The organism is Bacillus pumilus (assembly GCF_038738535.1).
Taxonomy (GTDB): Bacteria; Bacillota; Bacilli; order Bacillales; family Bacillaceae; genus Bacillus.
In genome coordinates this window covers 2977157-2994285 of record NZ_CP046128.1, presented here as the reverse complement: position 1 = coordinate 2994285, position 17129 = coordinate 2977157, and the positions used below count along the sequence as shown (strand labels likewise).

At 43.9% G+C, this 17129-nt stretch carries 16 protein-coding genes; 14 read left to right on the top strand and 2 right to left on the bottom strand.

The features are described from left to right. Positions 1 to 3 precede the first annotated feature (3 nt). Positions 4 to 1413, bottom strand: coding sequence for a polysaccharide deacetylase family protein (locus GKC25_RS15345; RefSeq protein ID WP_034660057.1), 1410 nt, complete (start codon positions 1411 to 1413; stop codon positions 4 to 6). Between the two features lie 322 nt (positions 1414 to 1735). Between GKC25_RS15345 and GKC25_RS15340 the strand changes: the two genes are divergently transcribed. The 4 genes from GKC25_RS15340 (at position 1736) to GKC25_RS15325 (ending at position 5049) form a co-directional block, all read left to right on the top strand. After that, on the top strand, positions 1736 to 2764 hold the full coding sequence (locus tag GKC25_RS15340; protein ID WP_170938418.1) for a FecCD family ABC transporter permease: 1029 nt from the start codon (positions 1736 to 1738) through the stop codon (positions 2762 to 2764). Further along, a complete protein-coding gene (locus tag GKC25_RS15335) occupies positions 2761 to 3762 on the top strand; it encodes a FecCD family ABC transporter permease (protein WP_034660053.1) in 1002 nt (333 codons plus the stop codon). Before GKC25_RS15340 ends, GKC25_RS15335 begins: the two co-directional genes overlap by 4 nt. A 17-nt stretch (positions 3763 to 3779) precedes the next feature. After that, positions 3780 to 4685 (top strand): iron-hydroxamate ABC transporter substrate-binding protein, encoded by a 906-nt coding sequence (locus tag GKC25_RS15330; RefSeq protein WP_034660709.1) that lies wholly within the window; start codon positions 3780 to 3782, stop codon positions 4683 to 4685. A gap of 139 nt (positions 4686 to 4824) precedes the next feature. After that, positions 4825 to 5049 carry a phage holin gene (locus tag GKC25_RS15325; RefSeq protein ID WP_034660052.1) on the top strand — a complete coding sequence of 75 codons (225 nt, stop codon included), beginning with the start codon at positions 4825 to 4827 and terminating at the stop codon, positions 5047 to 5049. Positions 5050 to 5137: 88 nt separating this feature from the next. On the opposite strand, the gene slrR is transcribed toward GKC25_RS15325, so the two are convergent. Continuing rightward, positions 5138 to 5608: an HTH-type transcriptional regulator SlrR gene (gene slrR, locus GKC25_RS15320; RefSeq protein WP_034660051.1), complete on the bottom strand. Its 471-nt coding sequence runs from the start codon at positions 5606 to 5608 to the stop codon at positions 5138 to 5140. A gap of 258 nt (positions 5609 to 5866) precedes the next feature. Here slrR and GKC25_RS15315 point away from each other — a divergent pair, with 258 nt between their 5' ends. The 10 genes from GKC25_RS15315 to GKC25_RS15270 all read left to right on the top strand — a co-directional run bounded on the left by GKC25_RS15315 (position 5867) and on the right by GKC25_RS15270 (position 17125). Then, positions 5867 to 6598 carry a YveK family protein gene (locus GKC25_RS15315; RefSeq protein WP_342689843.1) on the top strand — a complete coding sequence of 244 codons (732 nt, stop codon included), beginning with the start codon at positions 5867 to 5869 and terminating at the stop codon, positions 6596 to 6598. Continuing rightward, on the top strand, positions 6588 to 7271 hold the full coding sequence (locus GKC25_RS15310; protein ID WP_034660048.1) for a CpsD/CapB family tyrosine-protein kinase: 684 nt from the start codon (positions 6588 to 6590) through the stop codon (positions 7269 to 7271). The genes GKC25_RS15315 and GKC25_RS15310 overlap by 11 nt, the downstream gene beginning before the upstream one ends. A 164-nt stretch (positions 7272 to 7435) precedes the next feature. Beyond that, entirely contained in the window at positions 7436 to 9310 is a 1875-nt protein-coding gene (locus tag GKC25_RS15305; RefSeq protein ID WP_034660046.1) for a polysaccharide biosynthesis protein, read from the top strand. Continuing rightward, positions 9276 to 10415 carry a glycosyltransferase family 4 protein gene (locus tag GKC25_RS15300; RefSeq protein WP_034660045.1) on the top strand — a complete coding sequence of 380 codons (1140 nt, stop codon included), beginning with the start codon at positions 9276 to 9278 and terminating at the stop codon, positions 10413 to 10415. The genes GKC25_RS15305 and GKC25_RS15300 overlap by 35 nt, the downstream gene beginning before the upstream one ends. Before the next feature lie 2 nt (positions 10416 to 10417). After that, complete coding sequence (locus GKC25_RS15295; RefSeq protein ID WP_095285763.1) at positions 10418 to 11257, top strand: glycosyltransferase family 2 protein; 840 nt, start codon at positions 10418 to 10420, stop codon at positions 11255 to 11257. Next, a complete protein-coding gene (locus GKC25_RS15290) occupies positions 11250 to 12380 on the top strand; it encodes a glycosyltransferase family 1 protein (RefSeq protein WP_187704171.1) in 1131 nt (376 codons plus the stop codon). Before GKC25_RS15295 ends, GKC25_RS15290 begins: the two co-directional genes overlap by 8 nt. A 14-nt stretch (positions 12381 to 12394) precedes the next feature. Beyond that, positions 12395 to 13498 (top strand): EpsG family protein, encoded by a 1104-nt coding sequence (locus GKC25_RS15285; protein ID WP_034660042.1) that lies wholly within the window; start codon positions 12395 to 12397, stop codon positions 13496 to 13498. 27 nt (positions 13499 to 13525) lie between these two features. Next, on the top strand, positions 13526 to 14548 hold the full coding sequence (locus tag GKC25_RS15280) for a glycosyltransferase family 2 protein (RefSeq protein WP_095285765.1): 1023 nt from the start codon (positions 13526 to 13528) through the stop codon (positions 14546 to 14548). A 5-nt stretch (positions 14549 to 14553) separates the two neighbouring features. Next, entirely contained in the window at positions 14554 to 15582 is a 1029-nt protein-coding gene (locus GKC25_RS15275; RefSeq protein ID WP_080869549.1) for a polysaccharide pyruvyl transferase family protein, read from the top strand. A gap of 28 nt (positions 15583 to 15610) precedes the next feature. Beyond that, positions 15611 to 17125, top strand: a complete 1515-nt coding sequence (locus tag GKC25_RS15270) for an MATE family efflux transporter (protein ID WP_187704169.1) — start codon at positions 15611 to 15613, stop codon at positions 17123 to 17125. Positions 17126 to 17129: the final 4 nt, after the last annotated feature.

Here is a 17129-nt window from a genome sequence, read left to right as displayed (position 1 = left end):
TGTTTACTGCACAGGGGCTTGTTCATGCCGTTCTTTTGTTAATTGTTCAAGTTCACTTACTGTGACCAGCTGATAGCCTTGTTTGGTGAGCTCATGGATGATCTTCACTGCTGCTTGAGCTGAGCTGTCATAAATATCGTGCATTAACACTGTTCTGCCATCTGCTGCATGTGAGAGAACGTGGTTTGTGATCTGCTGACTGTTGCGAATTTTCCAATCCTCTGGATCAACATCCCATAAAGAGACCTTCATCCCAACCGCTTGATTGATGTCTTGATTTGTTCCACCATATGGCGGTCTAAAGTGCGTAGGTGTATACCCGCTCGCTTTCTCAATCAACTGCTGGGTGTCCTTCACTTGTTTCACCGCCTCCTTTAAAGGCAGTCTTGTTAATAAAGGATGACTGTAAGAATGGTTTCCGATTTCATTCCCGCCTTTTAGAATATCTGCAAGCATACTAGGATAATACTGCACCCTGCTGCCTAATACGAAAAAGGTCGCATGTCCTTTATTTGCCTTTAATGCATCTAAAATTTTTGATGTTGTCGCTGGGTTCGGACCATCATCAAATGTGAGGGCGATGGCTTTTTTATTAGGGTCAAGCTTTGATTTTTGCGGCAGCTTGACGGCTTTTCTTTTCGGATTTGGTTCTTTCATTTCATTTTGGTTATTGGTTTTATTCATATATTCTGGCTTTAATATATCTTTCAGCAGCGTCTTTTTAATCGCGAGTGTTTGCGGACCAAGATCCTTGTCGGCTACTTGAGATGCTGGGAAATAAAATTCTACATATTTCTCTTTCAAGGCAAATTGACTGAAGTTTTGAGCAGTAGGGGCTGTTCCTTTCTGAAGGAGAGTCTGATCCTTAGATAAGGTTTTGTCCTTTAGAAGCTCTGAATATGTAATGTAGGATAATTTCTTCAAAAAGTTGGTTTTAGGCAGAAATAAATCTTTTGTGTCAAGAAAGGTTTTTTTCTGAAAATCATAGTTGATCGTGAGATGATTGGTGATCCCATTTTGCTGACCTGTATAGGTATAAGTCGTAAAGCGAATAGCAGCAGACTGCTTCGCATAATGCACCATATCATAATCAATATTCAGTTCAAAGCGTTTGTTTTCATCGATGTCCTTGGCTTCACTAAAAGTCTTTTTGAAATGCTCTAATGCTGAATTGGCGTAGCTTTGAATCTTGTCATCTAGCTGTTTTTGATGAAAAAGAGGATAGTTGACTGCATATCTCATAAATTTCCCGTCATTTACGAGAGTAACGATTTCGACATTTTTATAGTTCGTATCCTGCTTTACATTTTTCTTCTCTGTACCGCTTGCTTGTTGATTTTGAAAGAAAGCAACGACTCCAATGATGATCGCAAGTGCAAATAGGCTGATACTCCATTTTCCCTTTAATGACACAACGTTCAAATCTCCTCTCATGACGGGCCATTCTTTATCAGTTTGACATCTGTTTGTAATATTTTTATAATATTTGACTTACTTTTGTAATTTTAGAGGATGTTCAGGCGGAATGTCAACTATTTTCCTATTAAACTATGAGAAAAAATGATAGGCCATTCCAAACGAGCAAAAGACACCTCATTTTGCTGCCACGCACATACCTTCATTAATTAAAAAATAGGGCGTACATTGATTTTTCAGAGGCAGACGGCTATAATTTTGATGATTATGATTCTCATTTTCAAACTGACTTTTAATGAAGAAAAGGATGACACCGATTTTGCAGGATAAGCGAACACCTCAACAAAAACGATCATCACATATTCTGTTCTTTTTGATATTTTTTCTCGCCGTCATTGGTTTGGCGGCTGCCATGTTTTTGGCTGTGTCATATGGTGCCAAAACATTGTCTCTGCAAACGGTTTGGACAGCTGTATTTGACTATCAGTCAGATGTCACAGAGCAGCAGATCATCCATGAATTAAGACTTCCTCGTGTTTTAGGAGCAGCTCTTGTCGGAGCGGCATTTGCCGTAGCAGGTGCGCTCATGCAGGGCATCACAAGAAACCCGCTGGCAGATGCGGGGATTCTGGGCATTAATGGCGGTGCGATGTTTGTGGTCGCTCTCTGTTTTGCCTTTTTCCCAGAAATGCCTTATTCGGCACTTATGTTTTTTTCCTTTATTGGTGCAGTGCTTAGTACGCTGCTGATCTTTGCGATTGGGGCGGCTGGTGGCGTTTTGACACCGCTGCGTTTAACTGTAGCAGGAGCCGTTGTGGCTGCATTGCTTCATGCACTTAGCTCTGGGATCGCGATTTATTTTGACTTGAGTCAGGACCTTGCGTTTTGGTATGCAGGCGGTGTGGCTGGTGTGAAATGGCCGCAGCTGACGATTCTTGCCCCAGTCATTCTGATAGTGATCGTATGGGCGATGCTATTAGGGCGTTCACTGTCGCTGCTGTCGCTCGGTGAAGATGTAGCGGCAAATTTAGGGGTGAAAACACGACAAGTGCGAATACTAGGAATGGCAGCTGCCGTATTATTAGCAGGGGTTTCTGTATCAGCAGTCGGATCGATTGGATTTGTCGGTCTTGTCATCCCGCATATCGCAAGAAAGCTGGTTGGTGTAAACTATCGTTTCGTCATTCCGATGTCGGCGATATTAGGCGCGGTGCTGCTAGTCTTTGCTGACCTTGCCAGCCGCACCGTTAATCCGCCCCGAGAGCTTGCCATTGGCGTGATGGTGGCACTTGTCGGTGTTCCTTTCTTCTTATATATTGCCAGAAAAGAAGGGAGGAACCTGTCATGAGAGAGAAACAGCGGGCTCTTGTCGTGACAGTCGTTTTGCTTTGTTTGACTGCGGCTGTTGTGCTGTATAGCTTAAATACCGGCACGCTGAAACTAAGTCCTCTTGTGGTCGTCAAAACGTTATTCGGCTTTGGGGATTTTCAAAGTGAAACGGTGCTGTTTGACTATCGTCTGCCTCGAATCGTGGTGACGATGCTGGCGGGAATTGGTCTTGGCATTGCGGGCGGCATTTTGCAGAGCTTATCTCGTAACCCGCTGGCCGATCCAGGAATTATTGGACTGAATGCAGGAGCAGCATTTGGCTTAATCGTGTTTGTGACGTATTTCCATGCACTAGAAGGCAATCCATCTCTTCTTATTCCGCTCTTTACATTTGGCGGAGGGCTTCTTGCGGCAGCGGTCATCGTGCTTCTGGCGTATGACCGGCAGGAAGGGCTTGTTCCCATCCGGCTGATCCTAGTAGGAATTGCGGTTGCGGCGGGATTCAGTGCTTTGACGTTATATTTGTCATTGAAGCTGGATGAAGATACTTACACATTTGCTTCAAGATGGCTTGTCGGTAATGTCTGGGGGAGAGACTGGATTCATGTGTTAGCGCTTCTGCCTTGGATTGTATGCCTTGTGCCGCTTACGCTGATGCAGTCAAGCACGCTCAATGCATTGACATTAGGAGATGCTGTCGCCTCAAGTGTAGGTGTACGTGTCCAGCGTCAGCGTCTCCTTTTGCTGACCTTGGCTGTTGGTTTGGCGAGTGCAAGTGTTTCGATGACAGGCGGTATTGGTTTTATTGGTCTTGTCGCCCCGCATTTGGCAAGGCGGCTTGTCGGCTCGCTGCATCAGTATTTTTTACCGGTTAGTGCGCTGCTTGGCTTGTTGATTTTGGTCAGTGCCGATACAATCGGACGTTCCATCTTTGCCCCAAATTCCATACCAGCGGGTGTGGTTGTGGCTTTTATTGGGGCACCTTATTTTCTCTATTTATTAACAAAAACGAAATAAACGTGAAAGAGGAACTCATCATGAAAAAATTACTTGTGCTTGTTTTAACGTTCTGTTTCATTATGCTTGCCGCTTGTGGTCAACAGGAAACAAAGAATACAACAACTCAAAATGATCATGGAACACCAAAAATTGCTTCCTTGTCTATCCATTTAACCAATGACTTATTAGCACTCGGTATCAAGCCGGCAGGATCTGTTGTAGGAGGGGACTTAAAAGATTTCCTTCCACATGCGAAAAAGCAGCTGAGTGGTACGAAGAAGCTGGGCATCGCAGCCGATCCCGATATGGAGTCACTGCTTGCATTACAACCAGATGTCATTTATGTCGATGAAGAACTAGCTGGACAAGACTTATCGAAATATAAGAAAATCGCCAAAACGGAAGTGTTTAATTTAAATGACGGCACTTGGCGTGATCATTTGAAAAAAATCGGCAAGCTCGTCAATAAAGAAAAAGAAGCCGATCAATATATTCAGGATTACAATCAAGAAGCAAAAGAAGTCAAATCGCTCATCAAACAAAAGATTGGAAACGGGAAAGTAATGGCGATCCGTGTGACGGCAAAGGAGCTTCGAGTATTTAGCATGAAGCGCCCAATGGGTCCTATTTTATACGAGGATTTAGGTCTGACACCTGTCGATGGTGTGAAGAAACTGGACAGCAAGCGGCCATTTGAAGTGATTTCTCAAGAGGTTCTTCCTGACTATGATGCAGATGCTATCTTTGTCGTCGTGAATCGTGATGATAAAGCGCAGCAGGCATTCAAGCAATTAGAAAAGACTCCGATTTGGAAGGGTCTAAAAGCCGTGAAGAAAAATCAAGTCTATCCGATTGCCGATCAGCCATGGCTCGATTACTCAGCACTAGGCAATAAAATGGCATTGGATGAAGCAAAAGAGATGTTTTCTACATCAAAATAAAATGAAATCAGGCATCATTCCTTATATGGGAATGATGTCTCTTTTTTTGATCTGGTCTTCTATTCATTCGGTTTTTGCATACATATGAGAGAGAACGAGCAGTACCGCCCGTGAAGGGGAAGAAAGGGAGGGGATACAGTTGAAGGTTCAAAAAATTAGTGCAGGTACAATCGCAAGGCTTGTGCTGCTTTTGCTCGCGCTTGTCAACAGTGCTCTAACCGCTGCGGGAAAAAGCCCAATTCCTATTGATGAAGAAGGTATTCAGCAATTTATCACGTTAGCCTTTCTTGGGATTACATCACTATGGGCCTATTGGAAAAACAATGATATAACGAAAAAAGCACGAACAAAAAAAGAAGAATAAGAGAAAAAAGAGCCTTTTCATGATAAAAGGCTCTTTTTCAGCGAAGCGTCAAACGCCTCTCCCCGCAATTTGACTCTTCCTGAAAGGCTTACGCCCGTCGTTCTCCCATGTTGGCGAGGAATGCTTTTACTTCCTCAATGCTTAAGCCGATAGCTTTCGCCTCACTCATCAGACGCTTCCACTCTGATATATTCGAATCAGTCAGCTTTCTATGAGTGACATGTAACGTCTTTTCTTCCTGCTCCTTTCGGTACGTTTGGAGCAGCTGATAGAGTTCTTCTTTCGGCATGCCGGATTGGACGGCATTGACGATATGCTCCCGCCATTCGTGTTCACCACCCTCAGAGTAATGAAACATCATCGTCTCTGCATCAAACAGCTCTTGTAAATCAATTTCTAGTGAAGAGGATACCTTTTTTAAAAACTGGACAGATGGATTTCTGTGGACACCACGCTCAATTTTACTCAAATACGACTTAGAGACATGGGCATCTTCAGCCAGCTGCTGAATGGAGTATCCTTTCCTCTTTCGGTAAATGCGTATCACCTTTCCTATCATTCTTATCAATGATCTCCCTTCTCCCTGGCGAATCGTACTGCGACCTTTTCGTTCATTATAAGAAATAAATTGTTCTTTATAAAATTCAAAAACGTAAGAAACAGGAAGTAAACAAAAGAAAACGAACGATTTCGTTCTTTAAAAAGAACTATAAGACCTATTATGACATTTTTCTTTGCGGGTATTATCTTTTATAATCCAATCATTAACAAAAAGAAACCATATATAACCTTTTTATGATGAAATCGGGAGGTATCTATGAATGAGAATATAGGTTTTAAGCAGCTGTTTTCTGTCATTAAAGAGAAAATGGCCCTTCTGATCCTGATTGTCCTGATCGTAACGGGCACTTCAGCCTACTATCAGTTCTATGTCTCGACTCCTGTATATCAGGCAACCACTCAAATTCTTGTTCATAAACGCAGCAATGACGCACAAGCAAACTTAAACGATATTCAGATGAACCTTCAATATACACGTACCTTTCAAGTTTTATTAAAAAGTCCGATCGTCATTGAAAAAGTAAAAGAAACACTCAACCTCACAGAATCAGCTGAAGGATTAAAACACAAAATTGCCACAAGTACAGAAAATGAGTCTGAGGTCATCAATATTTCTGTACAAGATGAGGATCGCGCAAAGGCAGTCGCCATTGCGAATACCGCAACAGAGGTGCTGCAAGAAGAAATCAAAAAAACCATGAATATGGATCGCATTAATGTTTTGTCTGAAGCCAAGCTGTCCAATACGATTCTCATGAATTCCAGAAAATTCGTTCATATCGTTCTGGCACTAGGTGCCTCTTTATTAGGGGGGGTGACACTCATTTTCTTAATGAATTTACTCGATGATACTGTAAAACGAACACATCAAATAAGAGAAGAGATCGGATTGCCGTCGCTCGGAAGTGTCTATCAGATGCAGGCAGACAGGAGGGCAAAAAAAGACAAGCAGTCCGTCATAACGGGAGGACAGAACATTGATCTTTAAGAGGAAGAAAAGAGAAAAGAGAGATTTATCCTGTATTTCTGTATTAAATCCTCACTCTGTCATTGCAGAACAATTCCGTACAATCCGAACTAACATCGAATTCACATCAATCCAAACAAGGCTGAAATCCATATTGGTGACATCCTCCTTGCCGAAGGAAGGGAAATCATTTACGGCTGCAAACCTAGCAGCTGTTTTTGCACAGCAGAAAAAGCGGGTGCTGCTGATGGATGCTGATTTGCGAAAGCCGTCTGTTCATGAATATTTTGACCTGAGTCATCACACGGGCTTGACCAATGTACTATTAAATAATTGCAGCTTGGAGGAAGCTATTTTGCCTACACCCATTGAGCATTTAGAGCTGCTTCCGAGCGGAACCATTCCGCCGAATCCAGCTGAGCTGCTCTCCTCTTCTGTCATGAAGCAGCTGTTTTATGAAATTGAACAGCAATATGACATGGTGATTGTTGATTCCGCGCCGCTTCTGCCAGTGGCCGATGCAAAGATCCTGGCGAACCGGACCGATGGGAGCATTCTTGTTGTCTTAAGCGGCAAAACAAAGATAGCGGCTGTGAAGAAATCAAAAGAAGTGTTAGAAGGAACAACAGGTAAACTGCTTGGGGCTATGCTAAATGGCAAGAAAGAGAAAAAGGGAAGGCTGTATATGTATTAACAAGATTGATAGGTGATGTCTCCTAATCTTTAACAATGGAGGCACTCGATCCTGCTGTGGGCATGACAAATGCCTTAGATGCTCGTCATCAATAGTGGGGTGTGAGGACGGGTTTGATGCCCATTTTACGTAAGAATAGTGATGTTGAAAAAGGGGGAGGAGCGTTGACTTACGCCCAAAGATTATCAATCATCGTGGCACTAGATTCATATCTCATCTTAGTTGCTGTCTTTTTTGGCTTTCAATTTGTCCAAGAAGCGGCGTTAACTGTTTATACATTTGAAATGCTCGTCATTTCTTCGCTCAGTCTGCTCATTGGGCACCATTTGTTTTCGTATATTTTTCACGTGTACAAGCAAGTATGGGCTTATACAGGGGTAAGAGAGCTATTTTCTTTAATGAAGACCTTTGTGTGTTCTTTTTTATTTTCAATGGCAATGCTGTACCTTTTCGTGCAGACATGGCCCTTTCGGTTTTTGTTCATTGTGTGGCTTTTCCACGTATTATTCATCGGTGCATCTCGAATGGCCTCCCGGCTATTTCATGATGGTGCAAAGCGGCTGCAGGTAGAAAAGGAGCGGGCCTTAATCATTGGCGCCGGATCAGCCGGGACCATCATCGTTCGTCAGCTTCAGCAATCGAGTGATGTACATATTGAACCAGTCGCCTTCATAGATGATGACAAGACGAAGCATAAGCTTGAAATCATGGGACTGCCTGTTCTAGGGGGAAAAGAACAGATTCAAACAGCTGTTGTGATGATGGATATTCAAAAGATCATCATCGCCATTCCGTCCAAAAGCAGCCATACCTTAAAAGGGCTGTATAAGGAATGCGTAGCGACTGGGGTCAAAACGCAGATCATGCCAGAGATGGAGCAGATTTTAAAAGGAACTCATGCGCTGAATCAATTACGGGATGTACAGCCAGAGGATTTACTCGGAAGAGAACCGATTCAATTAGATTCAAGCCGTCTATCTGTCCATTTAAAGGGGAAAACGATTATGGTCACAGGGGCAGGCGGATCGATTGGGTCAGAAATCTGTCGTCAAATTTGTGTGTTTGCTCCTCAAGCGATTGTGCTTGTGGGACACGGGGAATTTAGCATTCATTCTATTTTACTAGAGCTGAAAGAAATTTATGGGGACACCATCAGTCTCTATCCACAAATTGCAGATATCCAAGATAAACAGAAAATGAGTGAAATCGTTGGTCAGTTTCAGCCGGATATGATTTATCATGCCGCGGCACATAAGCATGTCCCGCTCATGGAGATCAGTCCAAAAGAAGCAGTGAAAAACAATATTATCGGGACAAAAAATGTCGCAGAAGCTGCACATGAGCACGGCATTGAAACATTCGTCCTCATTTCCTCTGACAAAGCGGTCAATCCTGCCAATGTGATGGGCGCCACAAAGCGGTTTGCTGAAATGCTGATCATGCAAATGGGGGCAGGCAGTGAAACAAAATTTGTAGCGGTTCGGTTTGGAAATGTACTCGGAAGCAGGGGAAGCGTCATCCCTATTTTTAAGAAACAGATCGAACAAGGCGGGCCGGTCACGGTCACGCACCCAGCGATGACAAGGTATTTTATGACCATTCCAGAAGCATCAAGGCTTGTCATTCAGGCGGGTGCATTGGCAGAAGGAAGACAGATTTTTGTATTAGATATGGGGGAGCCAGTGAAAATTGTTGACCTCGCAGAAAACCTCATTCACCTCTCAGGCTATACCACAGACCAGATTCCGATCACGTTCACAGGCATTCGTCCTGGGGAGAAAATGTATGAAGAATTACTCAACCAGCATGAAAAAGCACAGGAACAAATTTTTCCGAAAATTCATATCGGCCATGCGCTGGATGGTGATCCATATGTGCTGAACCGCTTTATCCATGAATTTGACATGATGAGTGAAGAGCAAATGAGAGAAGCATTGTTTGCTGCCATCGAATCGCATGATTTGTTGTCTGAACAGATGACCAGAGAGGAGGAAGCGCTTGCCAATGAAGAAAAAAGTCTTGTTTTGCGCAACGGTTGACTATCATTTTAAGGCATTTCACCTTCCCTATTTCCGGTGGTTTCAGGAACAAGGATGGGAAGTGCATACAGCAGCAAATGGTCAGCTGGAGCTGCCCTATGTGGATCAAGCGCACTCAATTCCGATTCAGCGCTCCCCTTTTCATGTGCACAACCGGTTTGCGTATGTGGAGTTGAAGAAGCTGTTAGCGAAAGAGCACTACGACTTCATCCATTGTCACACACCAATGGGAAGTGTCATTGGCAGACTTGCAGCCAAAAGCACGCGCAAAAAAGGGACGAAGGTTCTTTACACAGCACATGGCTTTCACTTTTGGCAGGGGGCGCCGCTTCAAAACTGGCTGCTCTATTATCCAATTGAGCGATGGCTCGCCCGCCATACAGACGCTCTGATCACCATTAATGGAGAGGATTTTAAAAGAGCAGATCGTCTATCAAAAGAGCGGGCATCTGTCTATTATGTTCCCGGTACGGGGGTGGATATGAAGCGATTTGCCCCAGTTGATGAAAAAGAGAAGCAGCGTCTTCGTGCAGTCTATGGCTTTTCCTCGGAAGATTTTATTGTGCTGTGTGCTGGCGAATTAAATGCGAATAAAAACCAAGGGATGCTCATCAAAGCATGTGCACAGCTATATAGGAAAATATCAAATGTGAAGATCGTGTTTGCCGGGGAAGGCACAATGAGGCCGATGTATGAAAAGCTGGTTTGCGGGCTCCATCTTGAAAAGCATGTCCACTTTGCTGGTTTTTGCAAACAAATCGAGGAATGGATGCATATGAGTGATGTATGTGTGTCGACTAGTCTGAGAGAAGGGCTCGGCATGAATCTGCTTGAAGCGATGTCTGCGGAAAAACCAGTCATTGCAACGGAGAATAGAGGACACTGTGAGCTGATCAGACACGGCGTGAATGGTTTTTTAGTCAAACCGCATGATGTAAATGGCTTGGCTGAATATTTGCACCAGCTCTATCACAAAAGGGATCAGCTGCCCCTCATGGGGAAAGCGGGACGCTCCTTAGCGCATGCATTTGCACAGGAGCAGGCGGTGAGTGCTATGGAAGAAATTTATACAACCTATATGGATCAAGCAGAGAAGGTGATGTGAGCATGCGTAAGCCAAAGGTGTCTATCATCATGGGCGTCTACAATTGCCAAGACACAGTAGAAGAAAGTATTGAATCCATTCTTCATCAAACATATGACAATTGGGAGCTCATCATATGTGATGACGCATCAACAGACGGCACCTATGAAAAAGTGCTGTCTTATACAAAACGAGACCCTGAAAGAATTCGCCTTATCCGCAATGAGCATAATCAAAGGCTTGCTGCCAGTCTGAATCGCTGTCTAGCTGAAGCAAGGGGAGACTTGATTGCACGGCAGGATGGCGACGATGTATCAGTATCAGTTCGTTTAGAAAAACAGGTTCATTTCCTAGAAACACATCCTGAATATGATGTGGTCGGTACGGCGATGACGGTGTTTGATGAATCGGGTACAAAAGGTGTACGTGCACTTATTTCAGAGCCTGATCGGAAGGTGCTGGCAAAAGGGACTCCTTTTTGTCATGGAACCATTATGATGAGGGCTGCTGCATACAAGGCTTTACATGGGTATCGCTCTGTGAAAACAACAAGGCGGATGGAAGATATCGATCTTTGGATCCGTTTTTTTGCTGCGGGGAGAAAAGGCTTTAATTTACAAGAGCCGTTATACCTTGTGAGAGAGGATGAAGCGGCCTTTCAGCGCCGTAAGTTTCAATATTCGATGGATAATGCCTGGCTCATTTTAAAAGCATGCTGGTTATTAAAATTGTCGCCGGTTCATTATCTGTTTGCAATAAAGCCGGTGGTTCGCGCCTGTTTATCACCGAAGATCATGAAATTTTATCACCGGCGGAAGCTGGAGGCGTCTTTGTTGAAAAGGAGGACGATTCGGGATGAGTGAGCCAAAGCGTGTACTCCATATTGTGGGCGGGATGAACCGCGGCGGGGCTGAAACGATGATCATGAACATCTATCGTGCACTCGATAGAAATGTCCTTCAATTTGACTTCATTACCCACCGAAAGGATGTCTGTGATTATGATGAGGAAATTCAGAGGCTCGGGGGACGTATCTTCTACGTCCCAAGTATCGGGGCATCCTCTCCTTTGGCATTTGTGAAAACATTGACAAAGACAATCAAACGAACAGGACCGTATCAGGCAGTGCATGCCCATACGGATTTTCAAACAGGCTTCTCCGCACTTGCTGCGAAACTGGCGGGTGTGAAGGTGCGTATTTGTCATTCTCATAATACAGCTTGGAAACAGTCGCCAAATTGGGTAGACCATATGATGCTCAAAGGGTTTCGCCAGCTGATCTTTGCATTTTCTACACAGCTTGTTGCATGCGGTGAGGATGCCGGTTCCTTTTTATTTGGGCAGAAAAAAATGAAGAATGGACAAGTTGAGGTGCTGCCGAATGGGATTGATTTATCCCTTTTCTTTCAGCCTGATCCAGACGAAAAGGTGAAGATCAAAAAGCAGCTGGGTCTTCACGAAAAGAGCATGATTATTGGTCATATTGGCCGGTTTCATGAACAAAAAAATCACGTTTTTTTTATGGAACTGGCACAGACCTTAAAGAAGCAGGGGGTCTCATTTCAACTTGTCCTTATAGGGGATGGACCGCTGAGACAGGTGGTTGAATCATATGCGGAGAAGGCAGGCTTGTTAGACGACATTGTCTTTACAGGCGTCGTATCAGACGTTCCGCAGTATATGAAAGCATTTGATGTATTTGTGATGCCGTCCTTGTTTGAAGGACTTCCGCTTGTATTAGTGGAAGCACAGGCATCTGGATTGCCTTGTGTGATTTCAGATCATATTACAGAGGAAGTGGATTTAGGCTGCGGACTTGTGAAAAGAATGTCGCTGCGGGATTCTGCGCATGAATGGATGAAGGCGGTGCTTGAAGCATATCATGCAGAGCCTCCTCTTCAAGAGACCATTACGTCCCAGCTTGAACAAAGAGGATTTGATGTCAAACAGAACATCACACGTGTGATGAATGGATATGGACTGTAAGGAAGGAATGGCAGATGGCGGTTTATTTGGTGAACATGATTTTGGTCTATTTATGGTCGAGCTTTGCCGCATTTTACGGCAGGCGTGATGATACCATTCAAAGCGGATGGCGGCCTAACAAGATTCTGGTGTTATTTCCGTTTTTGTTTCTTTGTATTGTCGCTGGTATTCGGTACAAAGTAGGAACCGATTTTGTCACATATGGACAGATGTATGAGTTCTCCGTCAATTATGAAAAGCCTTGGCATATATTCGGATTTGGTGTGGACAAGGCGGCCACTGACCCAGGATTTACGTTTATTTTATGGATGCTCAATCAACTGTCCCGTGATCCGCAAATCATGTATATCTCGGTTGGGGCGATCACCTATTTTTTTATCATCAAGACGCTCATTCAATATGGCCGTCCCTTTGAGCTGAGTATGCTGCTTTTTCTCGGCACTTTTCATTATTACGCTTCGTTTAATGGCATGCGTCAGTATATGGTGGCTGCGGTTCTTTTTTATGCTATCCGTCTTGTGATCAATGGTCAGTGGAAATTGTATTTTCCGCTTGTCCTCGTATGTTCATTGTTTCATTCATCGGCTCTCATCATGATTCCTGTGTATTTTATCGTGAGAACAAAAGCATGGTCTTGGATGATGCTGGTCTTATGCATGATTTTCTTAGGGTTAACTGCTCTTTATGACCGCTTTGTTTCCGTGTTTGTCGTGATGCTGCAAGGCAGTTCATATGGGCATTACGAGGAATGGCTCACAACGAATACGAATGGAATGAATGTGACAAAAATTGGTGTGTTGGTTTTGCCGCTTTTACTTGCTTTCCTTTATCGAAAACGACTTCGTGAGCTGACGCCTGAGAGTGATTACATTGTGAATTTTTGTTTGCTCGGTTTCTTGTTTGGCATCCTTGCTACAAAGGATGTCATTTATGCAAGATTTCATATCTATTTTGGCTTGTATCAGCTTATTTTACTGCCATATTTCACACGTATTTTTGATCAGCGGTCTAATGTCTTTATCTATGTAGGGATTGCTGTTTGCTATATTCTGTACAGCATCATGCTGATGCCGTTCGATTCATCTGTTTTACCGTACAGGACGATATTTACAAAGTAGATTTGGAGAAAGGTGGGGCATGTTGTAATGCCAGCTATCAGTCTATTGGTCGCAGTCTACAATACGAGTCAATATGTGGAGCAATGCCTTCAATCAATTGCAGATCAAAGTTTTTCAGATATAGAAGTGATTCTCGTGAATGATGGATCGACGGATCACAGCGGAGAATGTCTTGAAGCGTTTGCTGCGCAAGATCAGCGCTTTCGGGTCATTCATCAAACCAATCAAGGGTTAGGCGCTGTGAGGAACCGGGGCATCGAAGAAGCAAAAGGGACGTATATCGCCTTTATTGATTCAGATGATATTCTCGCGCCTCATTACTGTGAAGCCTTGTATGAAAAAGCTGAAATGACCGGCGCAGATCTTGTTGTCAGTGAGTACTGGATTCAATTTGAACAGTCAAAGCGAACCATACCAACGACGCTGTTAGCCGAGCGATCAGCCGAAAAGACGAGTTTAATTGAAGCGTTATTGCACGGAGACATCACGGGGTTTTCATGGAATAAGCTGTATCGGCGTGCCTTTATCGAAGAACATCACATTCGATTTCCGCTGCGGGGGGAACTTGAGAACATAGAAGATCAATATGTGACGCTGCGCTGTTTTTCTTTATCACGCAGCATCGCCTTTGTTCATGAACCTCTTTATTACTACAGGGTTCATCTGTCATCTATTGTGCAGCGATATCAGAAGCAGTATTTTCATCATGGACTGACCTTTTATCATGCGCAGCGCTTGTTTTTGAAAGAATATGATGACATCTCTCTGTATGAGAAGGCACTTGATTTTTTTATTGTCAATCATACTCTTCATTGTATGCTCAACGAATGGAAGAGCCAAAATGCCCTCTCTATTCGGGAAAAGCTTGATCACATGCGGGAAATGGTGACACACGAGGCCTTTCTGCATGCCGTCAAACAAGTGGAACCATCGAAGCTCACCGCTCGAAAGCGAATGATTTTATTCCTTGCTAAGTGCCGGCTGGTTTATCCGCTTTCTGCCGCCGCTTCAAGCTATCAAAAATGGATCGAATATCAAACAAGGAAATAGGGGTGATGAGATTGACATTGCAGCAATTGAAGGCGCACGCCGCAGAGTGGCTGCTTTTAAAGGTTAAATATCCGCTTGAGTATCGACTGAGCCGCCAAAGCCTGCCAGAGCTGAGTCATCAGAAGAAAATCATTCTCACGCTGCTGCCAGGGCATGATAATTTAGGGGATCATGCGATTGCCTATGCGAGTTATTGTTTTTTAAAAGAGCACTTTCCCGCCTACGACATCATGGAAGTGGACATGAAAGAGATTTATCGCCTCGCCCGTCCGTTAAAGCGTATGCGGCACCCAGAAGACATCGTCTGTATCATCGGTGGGGGCAATATGGGGGACTTATACCGTTATGAAGAATGGACGAGACAATTTATCATGAAGACCTTCAAGTCCTATCCGGTGATTCAACTGCCGGCCACTGCCCATTTTACAGAAACAAAGAGAGGAAAAAGAGAGGAACGCCGCGCCATTCAAACATACAAACATCATCCAAGGCTGCTTCTCATGGCAAGAGATCAAACAACCTATACTTGGATGAAGCAGCACTTCCCTGATCAAGATGTGTGGAAACAGCCTGATATGGTGCTGACATTAGACGAAACATCAAAGGAACAAAAACGTGAAGGGATTCTGCTTTGTCTGCGTGAGGATAAGGAAGCGTATCTCACCAAGGAGAGCCGGCAGCAGCTGCAGCAGCATATTCAAGAGACGTATGATCAAGTCGGTTTCATCACAACGACAATTGGCAAACGAGTTGATCGAACGACTCGCTTAGATGAATTATCTGCCTTATGGACAGAGTTAAGAAAGGCGCAGGTCGTCGTGACAGATCGGCTTCATGGCATGATCTTTTGTGCGATTACGCATACACCATGTGTTGTCCTCAGGTCGTTTGATCATAAGGTGATGGAAGGGTATGAATGGGTGGCTCATCTTCCGTTTTTGACGCTATTAAAAGAACCGAATGAGGCGGCTGTGAAAGAGGCGATTCATCAGCTGATGAAAACGAGCGGACAAAAGGGAGAGGAAGCTGGATGAAAGCTTTTAAACGCTGCGTGAAAACAAAATGAATCGAGCGTTTCTTTACAATGCCAGTGCAAACTTCATGACGTTTGTCTTGATGATGCTTATGTCTGTTTGTTTAACACCGTACATCGTTCATACACTTGGAGTGGAAGCATTCGGCTTAATCCATCTGACGCAAAATATGATCAACTATTTATCGGTTATTACGGCTTCATTAAGTGCTGTTGTGGTGCGCTTTTTTTCTGTGGCGGCTCATAAAGGAGAAATGGAGAAGGCGCAGCGCTATCTCTCATCTTATTTCGTTAGTTCCATTTTTTTATCGATCAGTCTTTTTCTGTTTTGTCTGTTCATGTCCCGCCAGCTGGTAGAGTGGCTTCATGTGCCTGGTCATCTCGCAAAAGACACACAGACCGCTTTTATATTAGGGGGTCTTTTATTTATGCTCAATTTTGTCATGTCCGGCATTGGGGCTGCGCCGTTTTATGCGAATAAGTTATATGTATCAAGTGTTGGTCAGGCCATTCAGATGTTTTTGAGGGCATTTATGATTGTGATGCTGTTTACATGGACGGCACCAGCCATCTGGCATATTCCGCTTGCGGCCGTCATAGGAAGCTTGGCGGCTATGGGAATCGGTATCTATTATTTTAAAAAACTCATTCCTTGGTTTTCGTTTAAGTGGCGGCACGTCTCATTATCTTCTAGTCTCACACTTGTTCGATCAGGGGTCTGGCATTCTTTTGAGCAAATGGGAATTTTGTTGTTTTTACAAATTGACTTATTGATGACCAACCTGCTCATTGGAGCGGAAGCGACGGGACAGTATGCAGCGATTTTACAGTTCCCATTATTATTACGCACACTCGCAGGGACACTGGCGGTTGTATTTGCCCCAACGATCACGAAATTTTACTCGAATCAAGACAAAGAAGGTCTCATCCAATATGCAGCCAGTGCCATTAAATGGAGCGGTTTATTTGTCGCGTTCCCAGCCGCTCTACTAGGAGGGCTCGCCGGTCCGCTCATGCTTTTATGGCTTGGACCTGCCTTTGAAGAGCTGAAATGGCTTCTCATGATACATGCAGCTTATTTATGTTTGACCTTGATGTTTTTACCGCTGACATATGTGCCGACCGCTTTTAATCGATTGAAAGTTCCAGCGGTGGTCACGCTCATATTAGGAGTATCCAATGTGCTTTTTGCCTATGGATTGACTCATATGCTTCAGCTTGGCTTATATGGCATTGCATCAGCAGGAGCGATAGTTTTATTGATGAAAAATATCGTGTTTCTGCCATTTTATACGGCCCGCATCACGAATCAGAAACGCACCATCTTTTACAAACATACATTGGTTCCACTTGCAGGAGCGCTCATGATTTGGGGCGTCTGTGCAGGGATTCAAGCGATTTATGACGTGACCTCATGGTGGGAGCTGTTTTGTATTGGTGGTCTTTGTTTCATTCTTTATATGGGCTACTTGTATCAATTTGCAGGAACAAAACGAGAGCGGCAGCAGCTGGTGCATAAGGTAAAACAAGCTGTTTCCCGCTAGTGAG